Source organism: Clostridium sp. 19966 (assembly GCF_032335695.1).
Classification (GTDB): domain Bacteria; phylum Bacillota; class Clostridia; order Clostridiales; family Clostridiaceae; genus JACTOJ01.
This window is the reverse complement of record NZ_JACTOJ010000084.1, coordinates 1-1,031: the sequence shown is the minus strand read 5'-3', so window position 1 is coordinate 1,031 and position 1,031 is coordinate 1. Positions and strand designations below refer to the sequence as shown.

Here is a 1,031-nt window from a genome sequence, read left to right as displayed (position 1 = left end):
TTAGAGGTTTATTTTTATTATTAATGCTATTTATGATTTATGTAAATGGAGAAATTAGTTTATTAATGATATATTCTATTGTATTTACATATGCAATTGTAGATACTTTTTATAATCCAGCTACTAATGCAATAATACCATTTCTATTTGATGAAAATGACTATATTGCAACAAATTCCTTTACTTCATGGGTTCAAAATTTATCTTTGCTTGTTGGACCTATACTTGGCACAGTAATTTATTCGAATTTAGGAATTTTATTCATATTAATCTGTGATGCAATTTCATTTTTTCTTGTTATGACCTTTACCATCTTCTTAAGGTTTAAAAAGATAAATAATCATATAAAAAAAAGCATATACCTATTGCAGGATTTTAAACAAGGTGTAAACTTATTATTTAAAAGTAAAGACTTATTATTTGCTACACTTGGAATTTGCTCTTCAAGATTTTTTATTAATCCATTTTATACTATTGGTTTACCTCTTATTATTATCAGCTTCCTTAAAGCACCGGTATATGCCCTAAGCATTACTCAGTCATTTATTATTGCAGGTACATTGGTATCCCCTGTAATTGTTATATTACTAACAAGAAGATTCACAGATGCTATGTCACTTAAAGTTAGTCGCATGGGGAAAATCATTCCATTTACTATTTTATTAGCTGCTGGATTCAATGCTTTTTCAAAATATCTAAATACACATATTTCACTTTTAGTTATATACTTTTCTGCTATATGTTTTCTAGCAACAATGTTTAATTCAAGCGGCTTTGTATTTTTAAATTCATATTTTCAAAGAAGAGTTTCAAATGAATATTTGGGTCGTTTCGCCAGTGTTCGATTTATGTTTTATTCTGTTGCAGAATTACTAGGAACAAATTTCTTTGGATTACTATATGGAAAAGTTGAAATATTTTATCCCCTATTAATGGTACTGATTGGAGCTATTATTGAGGCTATTTTGCTAAGCTATGTTAGCAAACAAGACGATATTAATATATCCACTTAATGAATATCAATAGTGTTG

Annotated in this window: 1 protein-coding gene; it reads left to right on the top strand. The window is 27.4% G+C overall.

All coding sequences use genetic code 11. The annotated features are described in order from the left end of the window. On the top strand, positions 1-1,013 hold a 1,013-nt coding region (locus IAI10_RS24580), incomplete at its 5' end, for an MFS transporter (protein ID WP_315675947.1). Between the last annotated feature and the right edge of the window lie 18 nt (positions 1,014-1,031).